Origin of the sequence: Youhaiella tibetensis (assembly GCF_008000755.1) — a bacterium.
GTDB classification, from domain to species: domain Bacteria; phylum Pseudomonadota; class Alphaproteobacteria; order Rhizobiales; family Devosiaceae; genus Paradevosia; species Paradevosia tibetensis.
The window spans coordinates 1,992,089-2,008,814 of the sequence record NZ_CP041690.1 but is presented as its reverse complement, the minus strand read 5'-3'; the positions used below and the strand labels follow the sequence as shown (position 1 = coordinate 2,008,814).

The following is a 16,726-nucleotide window of genomic DNA, read 5'->3' as shown; positions in this document are numbered from 1 at the left end:
TCGTAGGTGGCGTGAAAATGTTCGAGGATGGAGCGGGATGAACGCGAGGCCGATGTCTGCCGTGGTCGAAGGCATAACCCTGACCGCAGACAAGATCCGCGCGCTCCTGCAGGAGGGGTATCTGCGGGCCGACATCGCACGTTTTCTCGGCGTCCGGTACCAGCATGTCCGCGGCGTGGCCGTGGCGGCAGGGATCGAGGACGGCCTGCAGCGCGGCATCGTCGTCGTGCCCAAGTCCAAGCCCGCGCCGAAGGTCACAAAGGACGTTGCCATCGATGTCCTGGTCGATGCCGGATTCACCCTGCTGGGCACGTGGATCGCCTCGGACGCCGGCATCGGCCTCAGTACGCCGGCGCCACACGATCCCGGTGTCTATGCCTTCGTGGTCGACGGCGTAGTGAAATACATCGGGCTTACGAAGTCGAGCTTCCACCGGCGGATGTACAACTACCAGCGTCCCGGCGCGACGCAGAGCACGAGCATCCGCATCAATCAGACCATCGCCGACCACGTTGCCGCCGGTAGGGTCGTCGAGGTCTATGTCGCAATCCCGCCGCCCCTGGAATGGAACGGTCTCCCTATCCACTCTTCGGCAGGGCTGGAGGCCGGCCTGATCGAGATGATCCAGCCTCCATGGAATAAGATGGGCGTCGCGTCGACCGGCGGTACCAAAAGCGTCGAAGGAAGATAGGCCCCGAGCTGTCGGTTCTCAGCCTTTAATGATGATCTCGATCGCGTCTGGGCTGACGCCGAAGGTAGCGGCAAGACCGGCCTTGGCCGCAGCGATCGTCAATCCTTGAGGTGTCGGCGGTGATAGGGCCTCTGGCGACGGAGTGGCAGTCGGTTCCGGCATAGGCTTGAACTCGAGTTTGCTCTCGTCGATGCCCAAATCTTCGAGTGTCGTGTATCGGATCGGATTGCGCCAACCACCCCACTCACCAGCGTTTTTGAGCTCGGCGTATTGGTCGAACATCACAGTGAAGCGGTCCGGGGCTTCTTCGGATTGCACCACGTCGGAGATGCGCCCAACGAAAAATGCGGCACGGTGGGCGGTATACCCCTTCGTGGACCACGGGGCATGCTCGTTGAAATAAAGGACTGCATACTTATTGCTGCGGGCTTTGCGCTGATCCAAAACCCATGACTGGGAGCCCCCAACCTCCAGAACGACGGGCGTAGCCTTGCCAGTGAAGATAGCGAGCGCGGACGTTGTCATATCGATCATCTCCTTATGTTTCTATACATCACTCATACCTTGTATCTAACAACTATGCAACAAGTATGTTAAATCTATTTGGCACTTTAGGGAACCGAGGAACCGTGAGGCATTGGTTGGCCGGAACCGAGGCCCAAGGATCGAGTGATATCATATGAGTTTCCGCCACGGGCGCGCTCGGGCGGGTTGGGGCGCCGACTTCGTCGAAGACAGGTGTTGTAGAACGGCGCATGAGCTTAGCCATGTGCCGACGCGGTCGCTGCACCTGCGTGTGGCTGGACGGCGTAAACCGGCGGCTGCGGCCACCGCCGAGGCGGCCGAGCAGCTAGCTACGATATCCTCAGCCACGCCCGCACGGCGTTCACGGCCCCTTCGCCCGCCCAGGCGAGCGCAGCACCAACCGAGAGCCCACCCAGGGCGAGCAAACCGACAAGCCCAATGCCGATCGTCTTGATCCGCCGCCACTCATCTACCGTCGGCTGAACGGCCGCCCGGTTCTCCTCGATGCTGGCGCGCAGCGCATCAATTTCATCGCGGACCTGGGCGTCTACCTGTCCGGCGACCGCCATCGTCGTCTCGAGCTTTCCTAGTCGCTCGACGACGTCCTCGACCCGGTCGCGGATTGCTCCCCTGCTCTGCCGCGAGGCCTCGCGCTCCGCCGCAACGTCGTCCTTGAGATCCTGCATCATCGTCAGCAGGAGACGATAGGCTTCACCCTGGGTCATCGAGCAGCGATCCGGCGACCGACAAGCGCGCCGGCATCGGCAATGACGATGGCCGGCACGAGGATGTTGGCCATCTCCATGATGTCGGGCGGCACGGCGATAACGACGAGGTGAAGCCCGAACCACGGATTGATCAGCTGCACTAGGTAGATCGCCGCCCACCAGATGCCGAACGGCACCACGATGAGCCAGCGGCCGACCGCGGTCGCCGACCAGGCGCGCCCCGCCTCGGCGACGGCGATGTCACGCGCCGCCTCGATCCGGGCGATATCCATCTCGGCCGCGAGCCTCTGCTCGTCATTCTGCGCCGCGAGTTTGGCTTTGTAGGCATCGAGCAGCGGGCCCGTGAACTGTCGAATCACGCCTCCTCCGAGCCAGTTGATGATCGCCTGCAGCACCGTCACAACTCCCCCGTGAAGTCGACGCCGTGCTTGCGCAGGCGCGTGACTTCCGCCTCGGGGTCGTCAGCGCGGACCGCCGGCCGGGGACGCATCAGGATGTTGATGATGATGATCGCCAGCGTGACGTAGGGCATGTAGGCCTTCGGCACGATCAGGCTCCAGTCGAAGCCGAGCAGTGCGGTGAGAATGTCCGGCAGAACGAGCAGCAGGCCGGCGAGCACGTTCACGAGCCAGGTGCGCCAGCGAACGATGAAATCCCAGAGGTAGTGCATAGATCAGGCCTCCTTGGCCGCGTTGGCGAGCGCGCCGGCCCGCTGGTTGTTGATGACGATGCGGATTGCGAGGATGCCGGCCACGATCACGAAGGCCGCCACGACGAGGACAATCGGGAGGCCGGAGAGATGATTGGTCTGATCGACCGTGCCGACGACACCAGTGCCAGCGGCGCTGCCGATCTGTGCGGCCGCCGTGCTCCTGGCCTGCTTGGCATCAGCCTCGAGCTGGGCCTTGGTTGACACCCAGGAGAGCGAGGTGGCCTCGATGCCCGCGATACGACGCGCCCAACCCTTCCCGAAGGTGTTCCAGATCGCGAGCGACTGGACGAAGCCCAGGCGCCGTGCGCAATGAGCCTTGATCACGGCGCGCGGCGCGGATGCTTTCACAAGCGCAATGGTGGCCGGCCCGATCTTGCCGTCGACGGTCGCGCCAACGACGCGCTGCAGGTCCTTTGCCGACCGAGACGGGCCGCTATTGACGCCGTAGTCGAAGACGGTGAGATCGACACCCTCGGGGAGGTCGTCGCCACGCACGGGACCCCAGTAGCCGTCGCGGTAGATGCGCTCGACGTCGTCCGCCGAAATGGCGCGCAGCTGCTCCTTGCTCGCCCCGGGTCGATACCGCCGGAACACCGCAAGGGTGATGCCCTTCATCGTCGCGCCGCCCGGATCGGACGGATGATCGGACCATCCGCCCTCATAGGCGAGCGTTTCCGCCAGCACCGCTGGCAGATTACCTTTGGCCATATCGGCCTCCTATCGATGTTGGAAAGAAAAGGCCGCTGACGTCGGCCGAACGTTGCCAGGGCCGCAAAATGATGCTGCCTTGGAGGCGGGAGGGCTCTAAATGCGAAAATTACTTTGGGTCGTGGCCGCCGTAGGAGCTGCAATTGGCAGCGCCGACTTGGCTGCGGCGCGCGAATGCAACATCAAGGGCAACGTCAGCACCAAAGGCGAGCGCATCTACCATGTGCCCGGCCAGAAATATTACAACGACACCGTCATCCAGTCCTCCCACGGGGAGCGCTGGTTTTGTTCCGAGGAGGAAGCCCGCGCGGCTGGCTGGCGAAGGTCAAAGGTGTGACGTGCGGACGCGGAAGCAACGCCAGCGAGGCCAGGATCGTTATTTATCCCAATGGCGAGGCGAAACCTGCCAGCGTTAGCCTAAGAAGCCCTGCCCAAAGGGCTCCTCCAAAGGCGGCGAGGGCCGGTGCCCCCACGGGCCTTCGCCGCCTGGAACCTTTAACCGGCCGAGGGGTTATTGTGGGCGGCGGGACCAAATCGGGTTGTTGGTCAAGCCGCCCTGACATCCACTTTAGTCAAATGCCCCTTGAGCCGCGTGGTCGCAACGCGGCTCTTTCTTTGCTCGGCCCGAATCTCCGAATGGCGCTATATCGAGCGCATGACCGCGCCCGCCCTATCCCCAGCCGCCACCGACGCACTCAAGACGCTTTGCGAAAAGCCAGGCGCGGCAATCAGTCCTGCCGCTTTTGAGGAGCTATGCGCCCTGGACTTCGCCATGGGGAAGCCCGAGCGGGCCCACCCGACCGCGCGAGGCAAGGCTCACCACCTCAGGGCTACGGAACAAGCCTGATCGCGCAACCATCGCGCCGGTCGGCACGTTATGGCTGGCCTCCAAAGGCCCTGCGGCGCACCCCCAATACCGAGCCCCCACTACCTGGCGGTGCGCCGCTTGCTTCAACTCAACCCCCACGTCCACATGTCGTCGAGCTGCTGTTCGGTGATGCCGAGCGCTTGGCGCGCGCCCTCGATCATGGGGTGATCCCGCTCGAAATACTTGGCCCATTCGAGCTTGGCGGAGACAGCCGACCAGAAAGCAAGGTCCTGGGCGTAGGTGGGACTTTCTGGATCGAGGGGCTGTAAGCCGCTGACCCAGTCCCGCAGCGACTGCTCGTAGCCGAAGAACCGGAGCGCCATCCAGAACCGGTCCGGCTCGAGGTTGGGAAGGCGGGGCACCACGATGGTATTGGGATCGCGCAGATAGATCATGGCTTCAGCTCCAGTAGAGGCAGGCAGCATGCAGTTCGACGGCCTTGGTGTTCAGGGTCTTGAAGCGCCAACGCGGCGCCGTGCCCGAGGGCTGCCCTGAGACGTCGGTTTCGTCAGCTTCCACCACGCGAACGCTGGCGGTTGGCGAAGATGAGGTGAACAGCTCAGTGAGGGCCATCGCGGCCCAGGTCGTGCCGCCATCTCTGCTGCATTCCAGGGTGTAGTCGGTGCCGGCGACGGCAGCGTCGACCTCCTTGACGCAAAGCAGCGCCGTCATCTTGGTCGGAGCGACCGCGGCGACAAAGGCTGACGATCTCACGGTGAGGTTCTGGATTGCGCCCAATGTGGTGGCACGAGCAGCGGGCGAGGACCCGGAGGCCTCAGCGCCACTGTTTCCGGTTCCAGTTGGATTGCCTGAGTACCGAATTCTGTTGACCCCAGTATCGAAAGCAGTGGTGGAGTCGGTCTGGAAATAGGTGCCGACATAGTAGGCGCCTGTTCCTGGAATGATGAATGGAGTGATGGGAAAATCTGCCCAACCACCGCCCGGATGCGATACTGCTCCCGTGTCCGCCACGACATCGAAGTTGCCTGCGCTGGTTCTCTTGACGATCTTGACTTGGACGGTTGCCGAGTTCGTGAGGAAAGCGCCGAGGGAGGCGTATGTCGCTCCATTCGTTAGCGCCGCAACCAGCTGAATGAAGGTGACTCCATTCCAGCCATTTACAGGAGTGGCCGCCGGCGGATTTCCTCCGTTATAGGTGATCGTTCCGGCGGCGCGCGAAGGCTTGAGCACGCCGGCTACCGACGTGTCCAGGTCCGTTGCCCCAGCCACATCGACATAGGTCAAGGCGTCGAAGCTATCGGCGACCCGGTTGCCAGTGGCCCCCAGGAACAGGGCCGCATTGCTGTTGTCTGCCACCTGGAGCGCCAAGAGCGAGACCGAGATCAGAAGATCGTCGTATCCGGCAGGAACCAGGTCCGCGACGGTCTTGCCGCTGTCCTCGATCAGCTCGCCGGTCGCGTCCGAGAAGACCGCCAGGTGTCCGGCGACCGATGACGGCGGACCGATCACCGTGCCGTTCCCCGTTCCCGGAGGGCCACGGTAGTTCTCGGCCTCGGCAATGTCGGCGGTGAACGTGCCGTCCGCCTTGAGGTATTCGCCCACGTTGGCGGTCGGGGGGACGCCGGCGCCGCCGACATAGCTGTCGAGCATGAGTACTCGCCGTTCGCCGTCGCTCACCCCGACGAGCTTGGGCGACCAGCCCTTGTCACCAGGATCGCCCTGGTCGCCCTTCGATCCAGTCAGGTACGCGGGGGTGCCCCAATCGGCAGCGCCGCCAGTCCCCATGGTGTAGAAGGCGGCCCGACCGTCGCCGACGTCATTGACCTTGAGGACGAAGCCTGCCGCCTCGTCCTCAAACGCATCCCGCTCCGCCAAGGTGTCGACTTCGGCATCGGCGGCGAAGCTGTCGCCCTGCTCACCCTTGCGGTTCCACTCCACCGCCACCAGCTCGCCATCGGCAATGATGCCGTCGCCGTCGACATACTCGAGGCTGATCTTGCGCCATTCGTCCGGCCCCATGTTTACCGGCGCCGCAGAGAGGATGAAGGCGGCATAGGCGCCGGTGTCGATCGCGCGCACGATGTAGGCCGTGCCTGCCCTGGCGAGGTCGATCAGCGCGCCCTGCTCGTGCCCTCCGGCATCGAGCACGTCCATGTAGATCTCGGTCGTGTCCGACCATGCGGCGGCATTGCGGGCGAGTTTACCCGGCCCCGGGTCGTTGGCACCGGTGAAACCGATGCACTCGTAAAAGAGCCCTTTGCCGTAGGCGTCGGCCAGGGCCAGCTTGGCGTTGTACTCGGTGATCTGCCGCGCCACCTTCACCAGGTTGATGGCATTGGCGTTGAGCGGGTCGATCTCGCACGAAACCGTGCCGTCCGTGCCCTCATAGTCGCGGGTCAGCTCGAAGTGGCTGGTGTCGGTCCGCGAGGCGATGAAGTAGGCGGCGCCGGCCAGAACGACGCTGCCGTCAACTGGGCAGTTGGCATCGCTCAAGGGAGGGCCGGAGAATGCAACGGTGCGATCACCAGCCACGACAGTGGCGGTGCCGGAAAGAATGCGGGTCATTCAGGATATCCCTAGGATGCGATGAAGCCGGGGCGGATCAACAAAGAGCCGGTCCAGGTGGCGGAATAGTCGGAGGTATCCGTGAGCGAGAGGCCGTTTGCGCCGCCGCGCCAAGGTTCGGGCAGCGTCCAGGCGGACCGCCGGCTGCGCTCGAAGTAGGCGAAGTGGGCATCCTCGGCGCCGGATGGTCCGCCATAGGTCCAGCCTCCCTGATAGGTGGGGCTGTTGCCAGGCGCCCAGGTGACGCCGTTGGAACCGCCCCAGACCGATTGCTTGCGCCTCAGGATGATCTGGCCCGCCGACAGCCGCACCGCGAACAGTCGCCGCCAGATAGCGGTCAATTCGCAAAGACAGGAGCCACCGCGCAGGAGGCTTTGTTGCGTCGGCACCATGTTGGGCACATCGGCGCCGCCGATGCCGGCCTGGGTCATGTCGGTATAGCCGCTGGGTGCCTTTGTCCGGCTCAGCGTGGCCCGCACGTCGATGTAGTCGCACTCGCCGGGCACGGTCCCCAGCACCTGGTCGGGAAGGTTCCGCGCCCCTCCGATAGCGGGTCCCCATTCCTGCGGAAGGATGGTCGTAATCACCGCTACATCGGCGAATGTGCCGCCGACAGGAAACCCGCCCTCGATCTCCACCTTGGAGAAGCCATAGGCGTTCCCCTTGATGAAGTCGGGAAAGCTGACCGTGACGAGAAGTGTCTGCCAATAGTCCTCAGGCAGCAGGTTCACCGGGCGCCCGTCACTCGACCAGACCCGGCGGCCGTCGGTGTCGTCGAACCTGATGTGACCCTCCGGCGTCGGGTAGAAGCGCCCCATCTTACACTCCCACCGGAATGAAGCCGGAACCGGTGAAGCTGCCGGAATAGTCGGCTTCCGTCGTGGTCACGCCCCCGGACACGTGGCGGCACCGACCGTTGGCGATGTCGATGGTCTCGCCCAGGTCGAAGTCGAAGTCGGTTTCGCCGGCCAGCGCCGACCGCAGGTATTGCTGGGAGGTATCAACCCTGCCCCCGCCGAGGACCAGGTTATCCCCCTCGAGGCCGCAGATCGTCCGGCCCGGCGTCGTTTCCGTGTTGCGGAAGATGAGGGCCTGATAGGTACAATCCACGGCTGGAAGCGCCGAGGTCCGCGATGCCGCAATCTCGCGCAGCCCGATGATGCTCGACGTGGCAAACGGGCTCACCCACCGGGTAAGGCCGTTGCCTGCCACCTGCACCACCGTGCCGTTGGTGATCACGCGCCCTCCGAGCGATACGAAGAACAGGGGCACATAGCCCAGGTTGTGCGTCACCAGCGTAATATCGGTGGCCCGGGTTTGGGTGATGCGCGTGAAATAGATGCCGTCCGTAGGAGGCGAGGCGACGGCGGCGATCGTGGGCGTCAACCGGTAGATCTGGGAGTAGCCCGCCAGTGTGGCGTGAGTGATCGTCCTGGTCTGGAGCGGCATCGCCAGCTCGTACTGGAAGAAATCGCTATGCCAGATGACGTTCTCCGGCCAGGAGACAGGATCCTTAGCCGGCCGGTTGCGTGGCGCGTCGAAGTCCCGAATGTTACCGCCGCCCGGCGCCTCGACAAAGCAGGCCACCACACCATTGGGGAAGCCTCGGACCGCGATCATGTCGCCACCCCGAAGCTGAAGAAGCCAGTGTCGCCGTCGATCACGATGATTGGGCTGCCATCGGCGGTCGCAATACTTTCCAGTCGCCGAAATTGGCCACTCTCGAAGCGAATCCCATCCGATGTCGCAGAAAGGGCGGGTAGTCCGGGGCTCTCGGTGTCCGGGAAGACGTAAAAGGAACCGACCACCCCGAACTGACCAATCGAACCTCCGTCGCCATCCGCCTCGGCTCGCAGCGCCCATGCCGCCTGGGAGAATGTGGAGCCGAAGGTTGCCTTGACCTTCGCTGTGATCTGGGCCTTGGCGCCTTCCTCATCGACTTCAGCCTCGAACTTCAGGAAGCCCTGGGCCAGGATATCGCCCAGGCTGGCGACCACCTCGTCTATCGCCTCGGCCCGCGCGCGCCCCTCTTCGACGATCGCCGTCTCATTGCGGATAATCCCGGCGGTCGCCGCCCCGCTCTGGGCAAACAAGGTGCTGATGCGCCGCCGGCTGGTGTCGTCGCCGGTGATTACCGCGTTCGCCAAGTCGCCGAACTGCTCGCGCAGCTCGTTGATCTGGTCCTGCACCGTCCCGGGCGTGTTGCCGGTCAGAAAGCCTACCGCGCCGGCCAGGTACTCGCCGAGCTGCGACACTTGAATGTCGACCGCCTCCGGTAACGACGGAACGGCGACTTGCAGCCACCCCGACGATAGCGTTTCGCGACCAGACGCGGCGAGATACTGTATCTCGACCTCATGGATGGTGCCGGGGATCGTCCCGTCCGTTACGCGCCCCGAGCCAAGCAACAGGTTCGGGAGCGGGATCAGACCCACCCAGCGGGGCAACGTATCGCCGACGAGCCGGTGCGAGATGCGAACGAACTCGACGTCCACTGCGACGGAAGCGGCCGACCAGAACGCATCGTAGCCGGCTCGTCGATCATTGCCGTTGCTGTCCACCTCAACAACTGGGGCGAGGGAAAAGCCTACGACGGGCTGTGGTGGCGGCCGGTTCGTCACGACCGGCGCGAAGCTCAAGGGGCGCTCGTCAGTGCCTGGGGTCCATCCGTGATCGGCAGGATCGACTTCCTGGAGGCCGAGGACGACCTGGCCCCAGGGCGCGCGCGTGCGCGCCGTGACGAGGAAGAACTTGGCGACGTATCCGAAGCGGTCAGATGTCCACGCCAGCACCTGAAGCGGCCGATACTGGGCGAACTCAGGCGGCAACGCCACGACATGGCGGCGGAACCTGCGCCCTTCCTCAATGACTGCCTTCTGGACGCGCTGCGCTTGGGTTCCCGAGAACGTGGTGCGGAGGTCGAGGCCTTCCGCCTGCCGACGTCCGTCGTCCTCGGTTTCGAGGTCGGCGCGATAGTAGGGCGCCGTTTCCTTGTCCTCCCAGGCCTGAGAGGGTTCCCGGTAAGTCGCCGTGGCGCCGTTGATGATCTCGTCCAGGTTAGGGAATGGGATCGAGCCCAACGGCTCGGTGGCAAGAACGTCGGCATCGGTGAAGGCGCCGTCGGCGGTATCGGGCACACCGATGAGGATGTAGATCGTGCCGTCGCTGGCATGGCTGATGCGACCGTTGCAGCCGATCAGGAAGTCCGTGATGACGTCCGAGGGGCGCTCGTTGAGGCTGACCTTGCGACCGGCGCGAAAACGCTTCTCTGACCCGCCGCTCGCAAGTGCGACACTCTCGTCGCACGCATCCATGGCTGCCGACCAGACGTCGTAGGGCATTTGCGCTGCAGTGGCGCGACCGCCCCAGATGTGGGCTCCGTTGAAGTAGATGCCGCGCTCGATGTTGTAGATGATGACGGCGCTGTTGTCCGAGAACGCCCAGGTCGATTGATCCGACCAGCGCTGCGAACCTGAGCCGCCGGCGGTGCTATCCTTGCGAGGATCGTAGAGCTTGATGCCCTGGAATTCGCCCAGAATGGTCGGAAAGCCGGTCCAGAGCGTTTCGCTCCAGAGCGCTGTCGTGGTGAGGTAGGGAACGCCTCGGCCGATCATGTCGGCGAGCCAGGGACGATCAGCATCGGTCCCGAACCTGTTCCTCAGGAAGCTGTCCGCGCTGGTTTGCGTGCCATCGAAGAACCGCCACCAGAAGTGATTGGCGCCATTGTTGTACTCGGCGACAGGATATCCCTGGGTCACCCCGCCGCTCGTCGAGAGCGTCATCCGCGTGCCATTGACGTAGAGGCCGGTCAGCGCAGAGAGCGGAAGATCGCCGAACGAATAGACGTCGGTCTCATAGGCGTTGGGCACCTCCCCGCTCTGCCCCCACGAGTTTCTATACTCGAGCTTTCCGGCATCACCGACCGTGCCAATGAGGAACGACTGCGGGACCTTCCCGCCAAGCTGGGTTGAGCCACGGGTGCCCGTCGCGGTCTTCTGCTGCTCCTGAGGCCTAGAAAAGGCCTGCTTGAGCAGGGTCGAGGCCAAGCCGAGGACGACGCCGACGATGAGCTGGATGATAAAGTTCATGACCGGGCCTGTCCCCACCAGGTTTCGACTTGACCGGCTGTGTCACCGTATCGCCGGAAGCGATCTCCTGATCTCAACTGCTGCTGCTCGTCGCTTTCCATTGCCGGGTTGGTCTTGGTCAGGTCGATCGCGCTCGCCTGCGCTGTGAGCGACAAGCTGCCCTCCCCGCCAGCCTCGGCGTCGTTGAGCTCGGCGCCGTCGACGCGCCCCGCGAAGAGCAGATGCGGCGCTGCCACCAAATTCCAGGTCGCAGGATCGAAAACGCCGCGATGCAGCTCGACACGCGCGACGCGCACGTTGTTCCCGAACACCATGTCCATGGGCGAGCCAACGACAGTGCTGGTCTGATCGAGGCCAAAGGTGACGCCGCGCGCCTCGAGCCCGATCGCGTCGATGACGTCTGGAACACTCAGAAGGGTGCCGCCACCAACGAAGTTGCGGCTTTGGGGCGTCTCGCCGCCAGCCGGCACCACGTTGACCGCGATGTTGTCCTCTCCGGTCCAGTAGGCGAAGGTTGCCGCGCCGCCGCCCAGGGTCTTCCCCTGAACGGTCAGGAAATCGCGCAGGACCAAGGCGCCGCTCGCTAGAGCGGTGGTGGTTTCAGGATCGTAGGTCATGGCTAGGCGCTGTAGGTCTGCTTGGCGCTGAGCTTGATGGTGGCGTGCAATCCGCCCTCCGACGAGGGGTATGCGCTGCCGGGATCGATACGGAACTTGGCCGGTGGCTTCTTAACGGTCACCGCGGCGCCGGCGATGACAGATGCGGGCAATGGCGGCCACACCTCGACGGCCGCGACCGCCCCCGTGATTGGATTAGCGGTCCGCGTCTCGGCGAACTGACCAAGGTAGTAGCGCGTCATATCGAAGACGACGCCGAAATAGGTCCCGAACGGAATGACGTAGCCGGGCGGAAAGCCCGAGAACGAGAGGTGCAGCCGATCCACGATTGCGTTGATGGTCGGCACAGTGTCGCCGATGATCGAACCGTCCGGGTCACTCGACGGATACGGCAGGCGATAGTCGTGCAGGAGAAGCGTCTTGAGGCCGCCCGCGCGGGTGTTGATCAGCGCCATGATGCCCACGGCGTCCGCGTTGAGCATGGGGATTGTGGTCAGTTCGGCCTGCCACAGCGACGGAGCGCGATCGGCGTACCGGGCCTCTCCTCCGCCTGTGATCGAGCTTTGCTGCTGCCACCCTTGTACGAACTGCACGTCCTGCACCCGGATGACATCTGCGAAGCTCGCCTGCAGAAGGGGGTTGGCAAGCGCCATCAGCCAGCCCTCCGGTAGGGATTGCGGTTGTAGTCCTTTATGGCATCCGGAAGCTGCCGCTTCAGCTCCTTGGTAACTTCGCGGGCGATCGCGGGCGCTGTCTCGGGCGAAGTGCCGGGCGGAACGCTAATGTGGTTGGTGATGTTGATGTCACCGTATCCGCGAACATCGTTGCCCTGATTCTGGTTGGCCACCTGCACACCCAGCGCGCCCGACGCCGTGCGCTTGAGCGGCATGATCGCCTCTGGTCCCGCCTCACCCATAAGGCCGGCGCCCTGCGCGAAAGCGAAGACCGTGGGGGTGTTCACCACCTGACCGGAATAGGCCGACAGGCTCTTGCTGGCGTAGACGCCGCCCTTGGCATTCGGGAAGAGCCAGCCGAACAGGCCGCCAAGGATGCCGCCGATGCCCCCAGCGGACGAGCCGCCGCCCTTTCCAGAGAAGGCGCCAAAGAGCGTGTCCCAGATACCGTCGAGCGCCATGTCGAGGAACTTGTCGGCAATCTTGTCGAGCGCGTTCGCCGCGGCGTTGCCGAAGCTCTCCCAGAAGCCCTGCCCTTCCTTTAGGCCTGACTTGAGGTCAGAGAAGAAGCCTTTGAACGTGTCCTTGCCGAAATTGTAGATCTCGGTCAGGCGGCGCGTCTGCTCCTCGGCCGCTGCCATTGCGGCGGCATAGCCCTCAAGCTCAGTCCGCATCTGAGGCGTCAGCTTGATGTTATCGTTCGCCGCCTTGTTCAGCAGCTCCTGGGTGTACCGAAGGCGGTTGGCTTCCTGCTCGGTCATGCCGAGCGCGGATGCCTCTAGCTGCTGCTGCGCGATGAACTGCTGGCTGGAACGGATCAGGTCATCGTACTTTCTTGCGACCTTCTCAGAGGCCTTGTCCGGCAGGGAAGGAACGTCGGTCTTTCCTCCGCCAAGACGCTTCTCAAGTTCTTCGATCTTAGCCAGCTGAAGCTCCAGCGTGGACGCGGCGCTGTCCAGTCCGAGGCTCGTAGCGAGATTCTGATCAACCTCACGCTGGGCCAATGCAATACCGAACGCGTTGAAGAACGGCCTGCCCTCCGCCTCGGCCCTGAGCGCGGTAAGTTTTGCCTTTGAAGCCTTCAGCTGGGCATCGGCTTCCGCCAACGCGGCGTCCGCCGCGATCTTCTGCATCTCAATCTGAGCACGAAGGTTGGTGCGAAATATCCCCGATGCAGTAGCTGCCTTTTCTAGCGCGTCGGCGTTAGATCGAATCGATCCATTAAACTGATGGGCCTTTCGTTCCGCCTCCCACGAAGCGGCAGCGAACTGCGCGATGGCACCTGCGAGCACCCCCACGGCAGCGGCTGCCAGGAAAAAGGGGTTGGTGGCCAGTGCGAGCGCCATTGCGCCTAACGCAGGCAACATCAGTGTCGTGATCGCCGTCGCCAGCCCTGCCACCGCGCCGACGACTATGTGCATGTTATCCGCGAGGAACAGGATCGCCTCCGCAACTCGCGATGATCCGCCCGCCAACTGATCGAAAAGCCCGACTGTTTTGAGCACCGAGTTTCCCAGTTGTCCCAGTGCATCGGAGATGGTCGCCGGCATCGCGTCAGCCTCGTCGCGAAGCTCTTGAAGCTGCGATACAAGGGCGTCGATGACTTTCGAGGTGGTCAGTTTGCCTTCCGCGCCCATCCTACGCAGCTCAAGCGTCGTAACGCCGAGACCGGCAGCTATCGCCTGAGTAACGCGACCGCCAGTCTCAAGGACCGTATTAAGGTTGTCGCCGCTCAGCTTTCCCGCCGCAAGTGCTTTGGAAAGGGCATTCATGACCGAGGCCGCCCGCTCTCCCTTCGCGCCGCTGACGACGAGCCCGTTGTTAAGTGCCTCAACGAAATCGAGCGTCACTTGCGTCGAGTAGCCGAGCTCCTTGAAGGAATTCGCATTGAGCAGAAATCCCTCGGCGGTTTGATCCAGGCTCGAATAGGTGCGCCTTGCCATGTCGGATAACCTCTCCATGACAATGGCACCCGCCGCGATGGATCCGGTTGCTTGAACCACCCGCGAATTGAGGTCAGTCCACCGGTCAGTGTATGAGATCAATGCCTGAACGGAAAACGCGGCGAAGGCGGCGGAAGCCGCGACCTTCAGGAAGCCGAGAGCCTGCTCAACGCGACGCGTGTTGCGCTCGATCGTAGCCGCCATCTTTCCCGTAGCGGTTTCAGCTTTCTTCGCACCCGTTTCGATTGCACCCATGGCGCCGATGGCCTGGGAGTGTCCCTTGGTGGATATCTCGATACCAAGCGAGGCAATGTCGGTCATGTTGTGCTCTGCTTTCCCGTAAGCTAGCGTCGCAAAAAGTGGGGGTTCAAAGTGCGATACAAAATTCTGTTTGCTGGCGTTGCCGTGCTTTTCTCGATCCAGCCAGCTCTGGCTGAAACCAGGAATGATGCATGTCGCAAAATCGGAGAGTTGGCAGAGAAGGTGATGAGTCTTCGCCAACAAGGAGTGGCGATGTCCGTGCTTATGGATATCGCGAAGGACGTAAACGGAGCCGATGATCCGGTGATGGGACAAATGGTTGTGGATGCGTACGACAGCCCTCGCTTTCAGACGGATAGGAACCGTGCGAGCGCTGTCGATGACTACCGCAACAAATGGGAACTGGTGTGCTTTAAGCAGGCGAAATAGTAGGGTGGCCTGCCCCAACAAATTCCCCATCCATATCGATGAGGATCGCCGCCTCTTCGGGCCGGACTACGTGCCCGGTCCGACTGACCCACGCCATTAGCTCTGAATTGGTGATCGGCGTTGGCCCATTGAACCCAGCCGGCTGAGACCGACGAATATCCCAGAACCAATCCCAGAGGTACTGCGCGACCGGCGGCACTTCCACAGCCGGGCTGTCTTGGCCGAAACGCGCGTTCCGTTCCCTGCGCGTTTCACCTTCGTTATCGGGGAAGTCGTAACGGACGAGGATGCGGACGGCCTCGGCCAGGTCTTCCCCTATTTCTGAAAAAAAGCGGCTTCATCCGCGAGGACAGTGTCGATCTGCTGGGCGAGCCAGGGCGCCTCGGTCAGCACGATCTTGAGGTTGCCCGACGTGAACTCGAGCTTTTTGCCCTTCCAGTCGGAATCGCCGCCCCATTCCCAGCCAACGACGGCGGCCATCAGGAGCTCGTTGCCGTTCTCCTCGATGGTCTCGGCCGTGGTGGTCTTGTTGCGGGCGCGCAGAGCCTTGTTCTGGAGCCGGCGCCGAACGGCCGCCACGCGCTCATCCTGCAGCGACACGGCCTTGATGATGAGCCCGATCGGCAACCCGGTGCCGGGATGGATGATCGGAACGTCGATGGTATCGGGCTTGATGGTCGAGATGTCCATGAGAGCTCCTTATGCAGCGATGACGTCAGCAGTCGCGCCGCTGGTCTTGGTGACGTTCCCGGCCGGGTTGGAGGCCGTGACTGCGACCGCGAGGTCCGAACCGATGTCGCCGACGACCGGCGTGTAAGTCTTCCCAGTCGCTCCAGGGATGTCAGAGCCCGACAGCTTCCACTGGTAGGCAAAGAACGGCTCCCCGGTCCACTCGCCGGGCAGAGCGGTGAGCACCTGGCCGACCTGGGCGATGCCGGCGATGGCGGGCAGCAGGGTGTTGGTCGGGGCAACCGTCGCTACGGGGTCCACGACGATTTCGCGCTGATTGAGCGCCAGGGTGAAGACCTCGAGAATGAAGTCCTCGTTCCTGCCGTTCGGCCGCGTCGGACCGGTCACGAGGCCCCGATTGTAGTAGATCGAATTGGTGTGATCCGCATCCGGTGCGTCCTTGTCCTCGAACTTGAACGCGTAGTTGAAATTGGTCTTGGCCGCCGCGCGCAGAGCGACCTGGCCGGGGTCAGTTGGGTTACGGGCACATTCGATCGTCGGATCGCCAGCGTTCGAGATACCCTTACCCTTCTGCGTCACGTCAGTGGCCAGCTCGTCATAGGAAACGACGTTGGTCTGGGTGCCGCTCTCGCCGATCGCGCCGACATTGCCGATCTCAACCCAGGCCAGAGCCTCAAAGGCGGCCTGATTGAGGACGTTCGGCTGCGGGGTAGTGCAGATGTAGGCGCGGCGGTCCTTGTTGGTTCTGGCCATCGCTGGTTCTCCTTCTCAATGGCATGAAAAAGCCGCCCGGAGGCGGCGCTGTAACCCGGATGGCCGGGATGGGTTAGGCAAAGCACTCGTAGGGCACGCTCACCGGCGTCATCCATCGAGCGCTGGCATCGTCTCGAAAGCCCTGCGCCACGGTCGGGCGCGCGGTGATGTCCACGCGGACTCCGGCGTACGTCAGGGATAGCCCGGCCGGGAAATGCGCGGCCGCCTGCCCCGCGATCTCTCTCGCAACCGTCTCGCCGTTGAGCACAGCGAGCGGATACATCGCCGAGATCTGCAGGATGCCGCGGTACCAGTGCGGATCGGTGCCCTTGAGGAAAAGGCGCTCGGTGCGGTTCGGCAGGTGCGTGACCCTGAGATAGGCTCCGGCCGGCGCGGTGAACGCCTCGTTAGGCCAGGCGACGGGATGGGCCGGGTTGAGCGCCAGTGTCTCCACCCTGCCGCGAAGCGCGAGCCAAATGCTGGTTTCAATGGCCGGCATGCGATACAACTCCC

The 16,726-nt window shown here is 63.4% G+C and carries 20 protein-coding genes; 3 read left to right on the top strand and 17 right to left on the bottom strand.

Annotated elements, in window-relative coordinates:
• Nucleotides 1-52 precede the first annotated feature (52 nt).
• Complete coding sequence (locus FNA67_RS22035) at nt 53-691, top strand: GIY-YIG nuclease family protein (RefSeq protein ID WP_174851674.1); 639 nt, start codon at nt 53-55, stop codon at nt 689-691.
• A gap of 18 nt (nt 692-709) precedes the next feature.
• Here the strand turns inward: FNA67_RS22035 and FNA67_RS09720 are convergent, their stop codons facing one another.
• The 5 genes from FNA67_RS09720 to FNA67_RS09700 form a co-directional block, all read right to left on the bottom strand.
• Entirely contained in the window at nt 710-1,225 is a 516-nt protein-coding gene (locus tag FNA67_RS09720; protein WP_147655904.1) for a hypothetical protein, read from the bottom strand.
• A gap of 320 nt (nt 1,226-1,545) precedes the next feature.
• A complete protein-coding gene (locus FNA67_RS09715) occupies nt 1,546-1,941 on the bottom strand; it encodes a DUF1515 domain-containing protein (RefSeq protein ID WP_147655903.1) in 396 nt (131 codons plus the stop codon).
• Nucleotides 1,938-2,339 carry a hypothetical protein gene (locus FNA67_RS09710; RefSeq protein ID WP_244616588.1) on the bottom strand — a complete coding sequence of 134 codons (402 nt, stop codon included), beginning with the start codon at nt 2,337-2,339 and terminating at the stop codon, nt 1,938-1,940. The genes FNA67_RS09715 and FNA67_RS09710 overlap by 4 nt, the downstream gene beginning before the upstream one ends.
• Nucleotides 2,340-2,341: 2 nt before the next feature.
• Nucleotides 2,342-2,614 (bottom strand): hypothetical protein, encoded by a 273-nt coding sequence (locus FNA67_RS09705; protein ID WP_049706598.1) that lies wholly within the window; start codon nt 2,612-2,614, stop codon nt 2,342-2,344.
• Between the two features lie 3 nt (nt 2,615-2,617).
• The gene (locus FNA67_RS09700) at nt 2,618-3,364 is read right to left on the bottom strand and encodes a glycoside hydrolase family 108 protein (protein WP_147655902.1); all 747 of its coding nucleotides are present in this window, start codon (nt 3,362-3,364) and stop codon (nt 2,618-2,620) included.
• A gap of 100 nt (nt 3,365-3,464) precedes the next feature.
• Here FNA67_RS09700 and FNA67_RS09695 point away from each other — a divergent pair, with 100 nt between their 5' ends.
• A complete protein-coding gene (locus FNA67_RS09695) occupies nt 3,465-3,701 on the top strand; it encodes a sunset domain-containing protein (protein ID WP_244616586.1) in 237 nt (78 codons plus the stop codon).
• Nucleotides 3,702-4,315: 614 nt separating this feature from the next.
• On the opposite strand, the gene FNA67_RS09690 is transcribed toward FNA67_RS09695, so the two are convergent.
• Genes FNA67_RS09690 through FNA67_RS09655 form a run of 8 tightly spaced genes read right to left on the bottom strand, consistent with a single transcriptional unit; the run spans nt 4,316 to nt 14,401 of the window.
• Entirely contained in the window at nt 4,316-4,627 is a 312-nt protein-coding gene (locus FNA67_RS09690; protein ID WP_147655901.1) for a hypothetical protein, read from the bottom strand.
• 4 nt (nt 4,628-4,631) lie between these two features.
• A complete protein-coding gene (locus FNA67_RS09685; protein WP_147655900.1) occupies nt 4,632-6,758 on the bottom strand; it encodes a hypothetical protein in 2,127 nt (708 codons plus the stop codon).
• An 11-nt stretch (nt 6,759-6,769) separates the two neighbouring features.
• A complete protein-coding gene (locus FNA67_RS09680) occupies nt 6,770-7,576 on the bottom strand; it encodes a hypothetical protein (protein ID WP_147655899.1) in 807 nt (268 codons plus the stop codon).
• Between the two features lies 1 nt (nt 7,577).
• Nucleotides 7,578-8,378 carry a hypothetical protein gene (locus FNA67_RS09675; RefSeq protein WP_147655898.1) on the bottom strand — a complete coding sequence of 267 codons (801 nt, stop codon included), beginning with the start codon at nt 8,376-8,378 and terminating at the stop codon, nt 7,578-7,580.
• Nucleotides 8,375-10,846: a phage tail protein gene (locus tag FNA67_RS09670; RefSeq protein WP_147655897.1), complete on the bottom strand. Its 2,472-nt coding sequence runs from the start codon at nt 10,844-10,846 to the stop codon at nt 8,375-8,377. Before FNA67_RS09670 ends, FNA67_RS09675 begins: the two co-directional genes overlap by 4 nt.
• Nucleotides 10,843-11,463: a hypothetical protein gene (locus FNA67_RS09665; protein ID WP_147655896.1), complete on the bottom strand. Its 621-nt coding sequence runs from the start codon at nt 11,461-11,463 to the stop codon at nt 10,843-10,845. The genes FNA67_RS09670 and FNA67_RS09665 overlap by 4 nt, the downstream gene beginning before the upstream one ends.
• 2 nt (nt 11,464-11,465) lie before the next feature.
• Nucleotides 11,466-12,116, bottom strand: a complete 651-nt coding sequence (locus FNA67_RS09660) for a hypothetical protein (RefSeq protein ID WP_147655895.1) — start codon at nt 12,114-12,116, stop codon at nt 11,466-11,468.
• Nucleotides 12,116-14,401: a tape measure protein gene (locus FNA67_RS09655; RefSeq protein ID WP_170267275.1), complete on the bottom strand. Its 2,286-nt coding sequence runs from the start codon at nt 14,399-14,401 to the stop codon at nt 12,116-12,118. The genes FNA67_RS09660 and FNA67_RS09655 overlap by 1 nt, the downstream gene beginning before the upstream one ends.
• Nucleotides 14,402-14,452: 51 nt before the next feature.
• Here FNA67_RS09655 and FNA67_RS21920 point away from each other — a divergent pair, with 51 nt between their 5' ends.
• The gene (locus FNA67_RS21920; protein ID WP_170267274.1) at nt 14,453-14,770 is read left to right on the top strand and encodes a hypothetical protein; all 318 of its coding nucleotides are present in this window, start codon (nt 14,453-14,455) and stop codon (nt 14,768-14,770) included.
• Here the strand turns inward: FNA67_RS21920 and FNA67_RS22510 are convergent.
• The 4 genes from FNA67_RS22510 to FNA67_RS09640 all read right to left on the bottom strand — a co-directional run bounded on the left by FNA67_RS22510 (nt 14,754) and on the right by FNA67_RS09640 (nt 16,712).
• On the bottom strand, nt 14,754-14,969 hold the full coding sequence (locus FNA67_RS22510) for a phage tail assembly chaperone (RefSeq protein ID WP_459558683.1): 216 nt from the start codon (nt 14,967-14,969) through the stop codon (nt 14,754-14,756). The genes FNA67_RS21920 and FNA67_RS22510 overlap by 17 nt on opposite strands.
• A 116-nt stretch (nt 14,970-15,085) precedes the next feature.
• The gene (locus FNA67_RS09650) at nt 15,086-15,460 is read right to left on the bottom strand and encodes a hypothetical protein (RefSeq protein WP_147655893.1); all 375 of its coding nucleotides are present in this window, start codon (nt 15,458-15,460) and stop codon (nt 15,086-15,088) included.
• Between the two features lie 9 nt (nt 15,461-15,469).
• Complete coding sequence (locus FNA67_RS22280; protein ID WP_244616583.1) at nt 15,470-16,213, bottom strand: hypothetical protein; 744 nt, start codon at nt 16,211-16,213, stop codon at nt 15,470-15,472.
• A 73-nt stretch (nt 16,214-16,286) separates the two neighbouring features.
• Complete coding sequence (locus FNA67_RS09640) at nt 16,287-16,712, bottom strand: DUF4128 domain-containing protein (RefSeq protein ID WP_147655892.1); 426 nt, start codon at nt 16,710-16,712, stop codon at nt 16,287-16,289.
• Between the last annotated feature and the right edge of the window lie 14 nt (nt 16,713-16,726).

What these genes read in the sequence shown, in the direction of transcription:
- FNA67_RS09705 (WP_049706598.1), bottom strand. Translation starts at nt 2,614, where the DNA reads ATGCACTACCTCTGGGATTTCATCGTTCGCTGGCGCACCTGGCTCGTG.
- FNA67_RS22280 (WP_244616583.1), bottom strand. Translation starts at nt 16,213, where the DNA reads ATGGCCAGAACCAACAAGGACCGCCGCGCCTACATCTGCACTACCCCG.
- FNA67_RS09670 (WP_147655897.1), bottom strand. Translation starts at nt 10,846, where the DNA reads ATGAACTTTATCATCCAGCTCATCGTCGGCGTCGTCCTCGGCTTGGCC.
- FNA67_RS09720 (WP_147655904.1), bottom strand. Translation starts at nt 1,225, where the DNA reads ATGATCGATATGACAACGTCCGCGCTCGCTATCTTCACTGGCAAGGCT.
- FNA67_RS09680 (WP_147655899.1), bottom strand. Translation starts at nt 7,576, where the DNA reads ATGGGGCGCTTCTACCCGACGCCGGAGGGTCACATCAGGTTCGACGAC.
- FNA67_RS09685 (WP_147655900.1), bottom strand. Translation starts at nt 6,758, where the DNA reads ATGACCCGCATTCTTTCCGGCACCGCCACTGTCGTGGCTGGTGATCGC.
- FNA67_RS09715 (WP_147655903.1), bottom strand. Translation starts at nt 1,941, where the DNA reads ATGACCCAGGGTGAAGCCTATCGTCTCCTGCTGACGATGATGCAGGAT.
- FNA67_RS09660 (WP_147655895.1), bottom strand. Translation starts at nt 12,116, where the DNA reads ATGGCGCTTGCCAACCCCCTTCTGCAGGCGAGCTTCGCAGATGTCATC.
- FNA67_RS09695 (WP_244616586.1), top strand. Translation starts at nt 3,465, where the DNA reads ATGCGAAAATTACTTTGGGTCGTGGCCGCCGTAGGAGCTGCAATTGGC.
- FNA67_RS22035 (WP_174851674.1), top strand. Translation starts at nt 53, where the DNA reads ATGTCTGCCGTGGTCGAAGGCATAACCCTGACCGCAGACAAGATCCGC.
- FNA67_RS09675 (WP_147655898.1), bottom strand. Translation starts at nt 8,378, where the DNA reads ATGATCGCGGTCCGAGGCTTCCCCAATGGTGTGGTGGCCTGCTTTGTC.
- FNA67_RS09700 (WP_147655902.1), bottom strand. Translation starts at nt 3,364, where the DNA reads ATGGCCAAAGGTAATCTGCCAGCGGTGCTGGCGGAAACGCTCGCCTAT.
- FNA67_RS09640 (WP_147655892.1), bottom strand. Translation starts at nt 16,712, where the DNA reads ATGCCGGCCATTGAAACCAGCATTTGGCTCGCGCTTCGCGGCAGGGTG.
- FNA67_RS09650 (WP_147655893.1), bottom strand. Translation starts at nt 15,460, where the DNA reads ATGGACATCTCGACCATCAAGCCCGATACCATCGACGTTCCGATCATC.
- FNA67_RS09665 (WP_147655896.1), bottom strand. Translation starts at nt 11,463, where the DNA reads ATGACCTACGATCCTGAAACCACCACCGCTCTAGCGAGCGGCGCCTTG.
- FNA67_RS09690 (WP_147655901.1), bottom strand. Translation starts at nt 4,627, where the DNA reads ATGATCTATCTGCGCGATCCCAATACCATCGTGGTGCCCCGCCTTCCC.
- FNA67_RS09655 (WP_170267275.1), bottom strand. Translation starts at nt 14,401, where the DNA reads ATGACCGACATTGCCTCGCTTGGTATCGAGATATCCACCAAGGGACAC.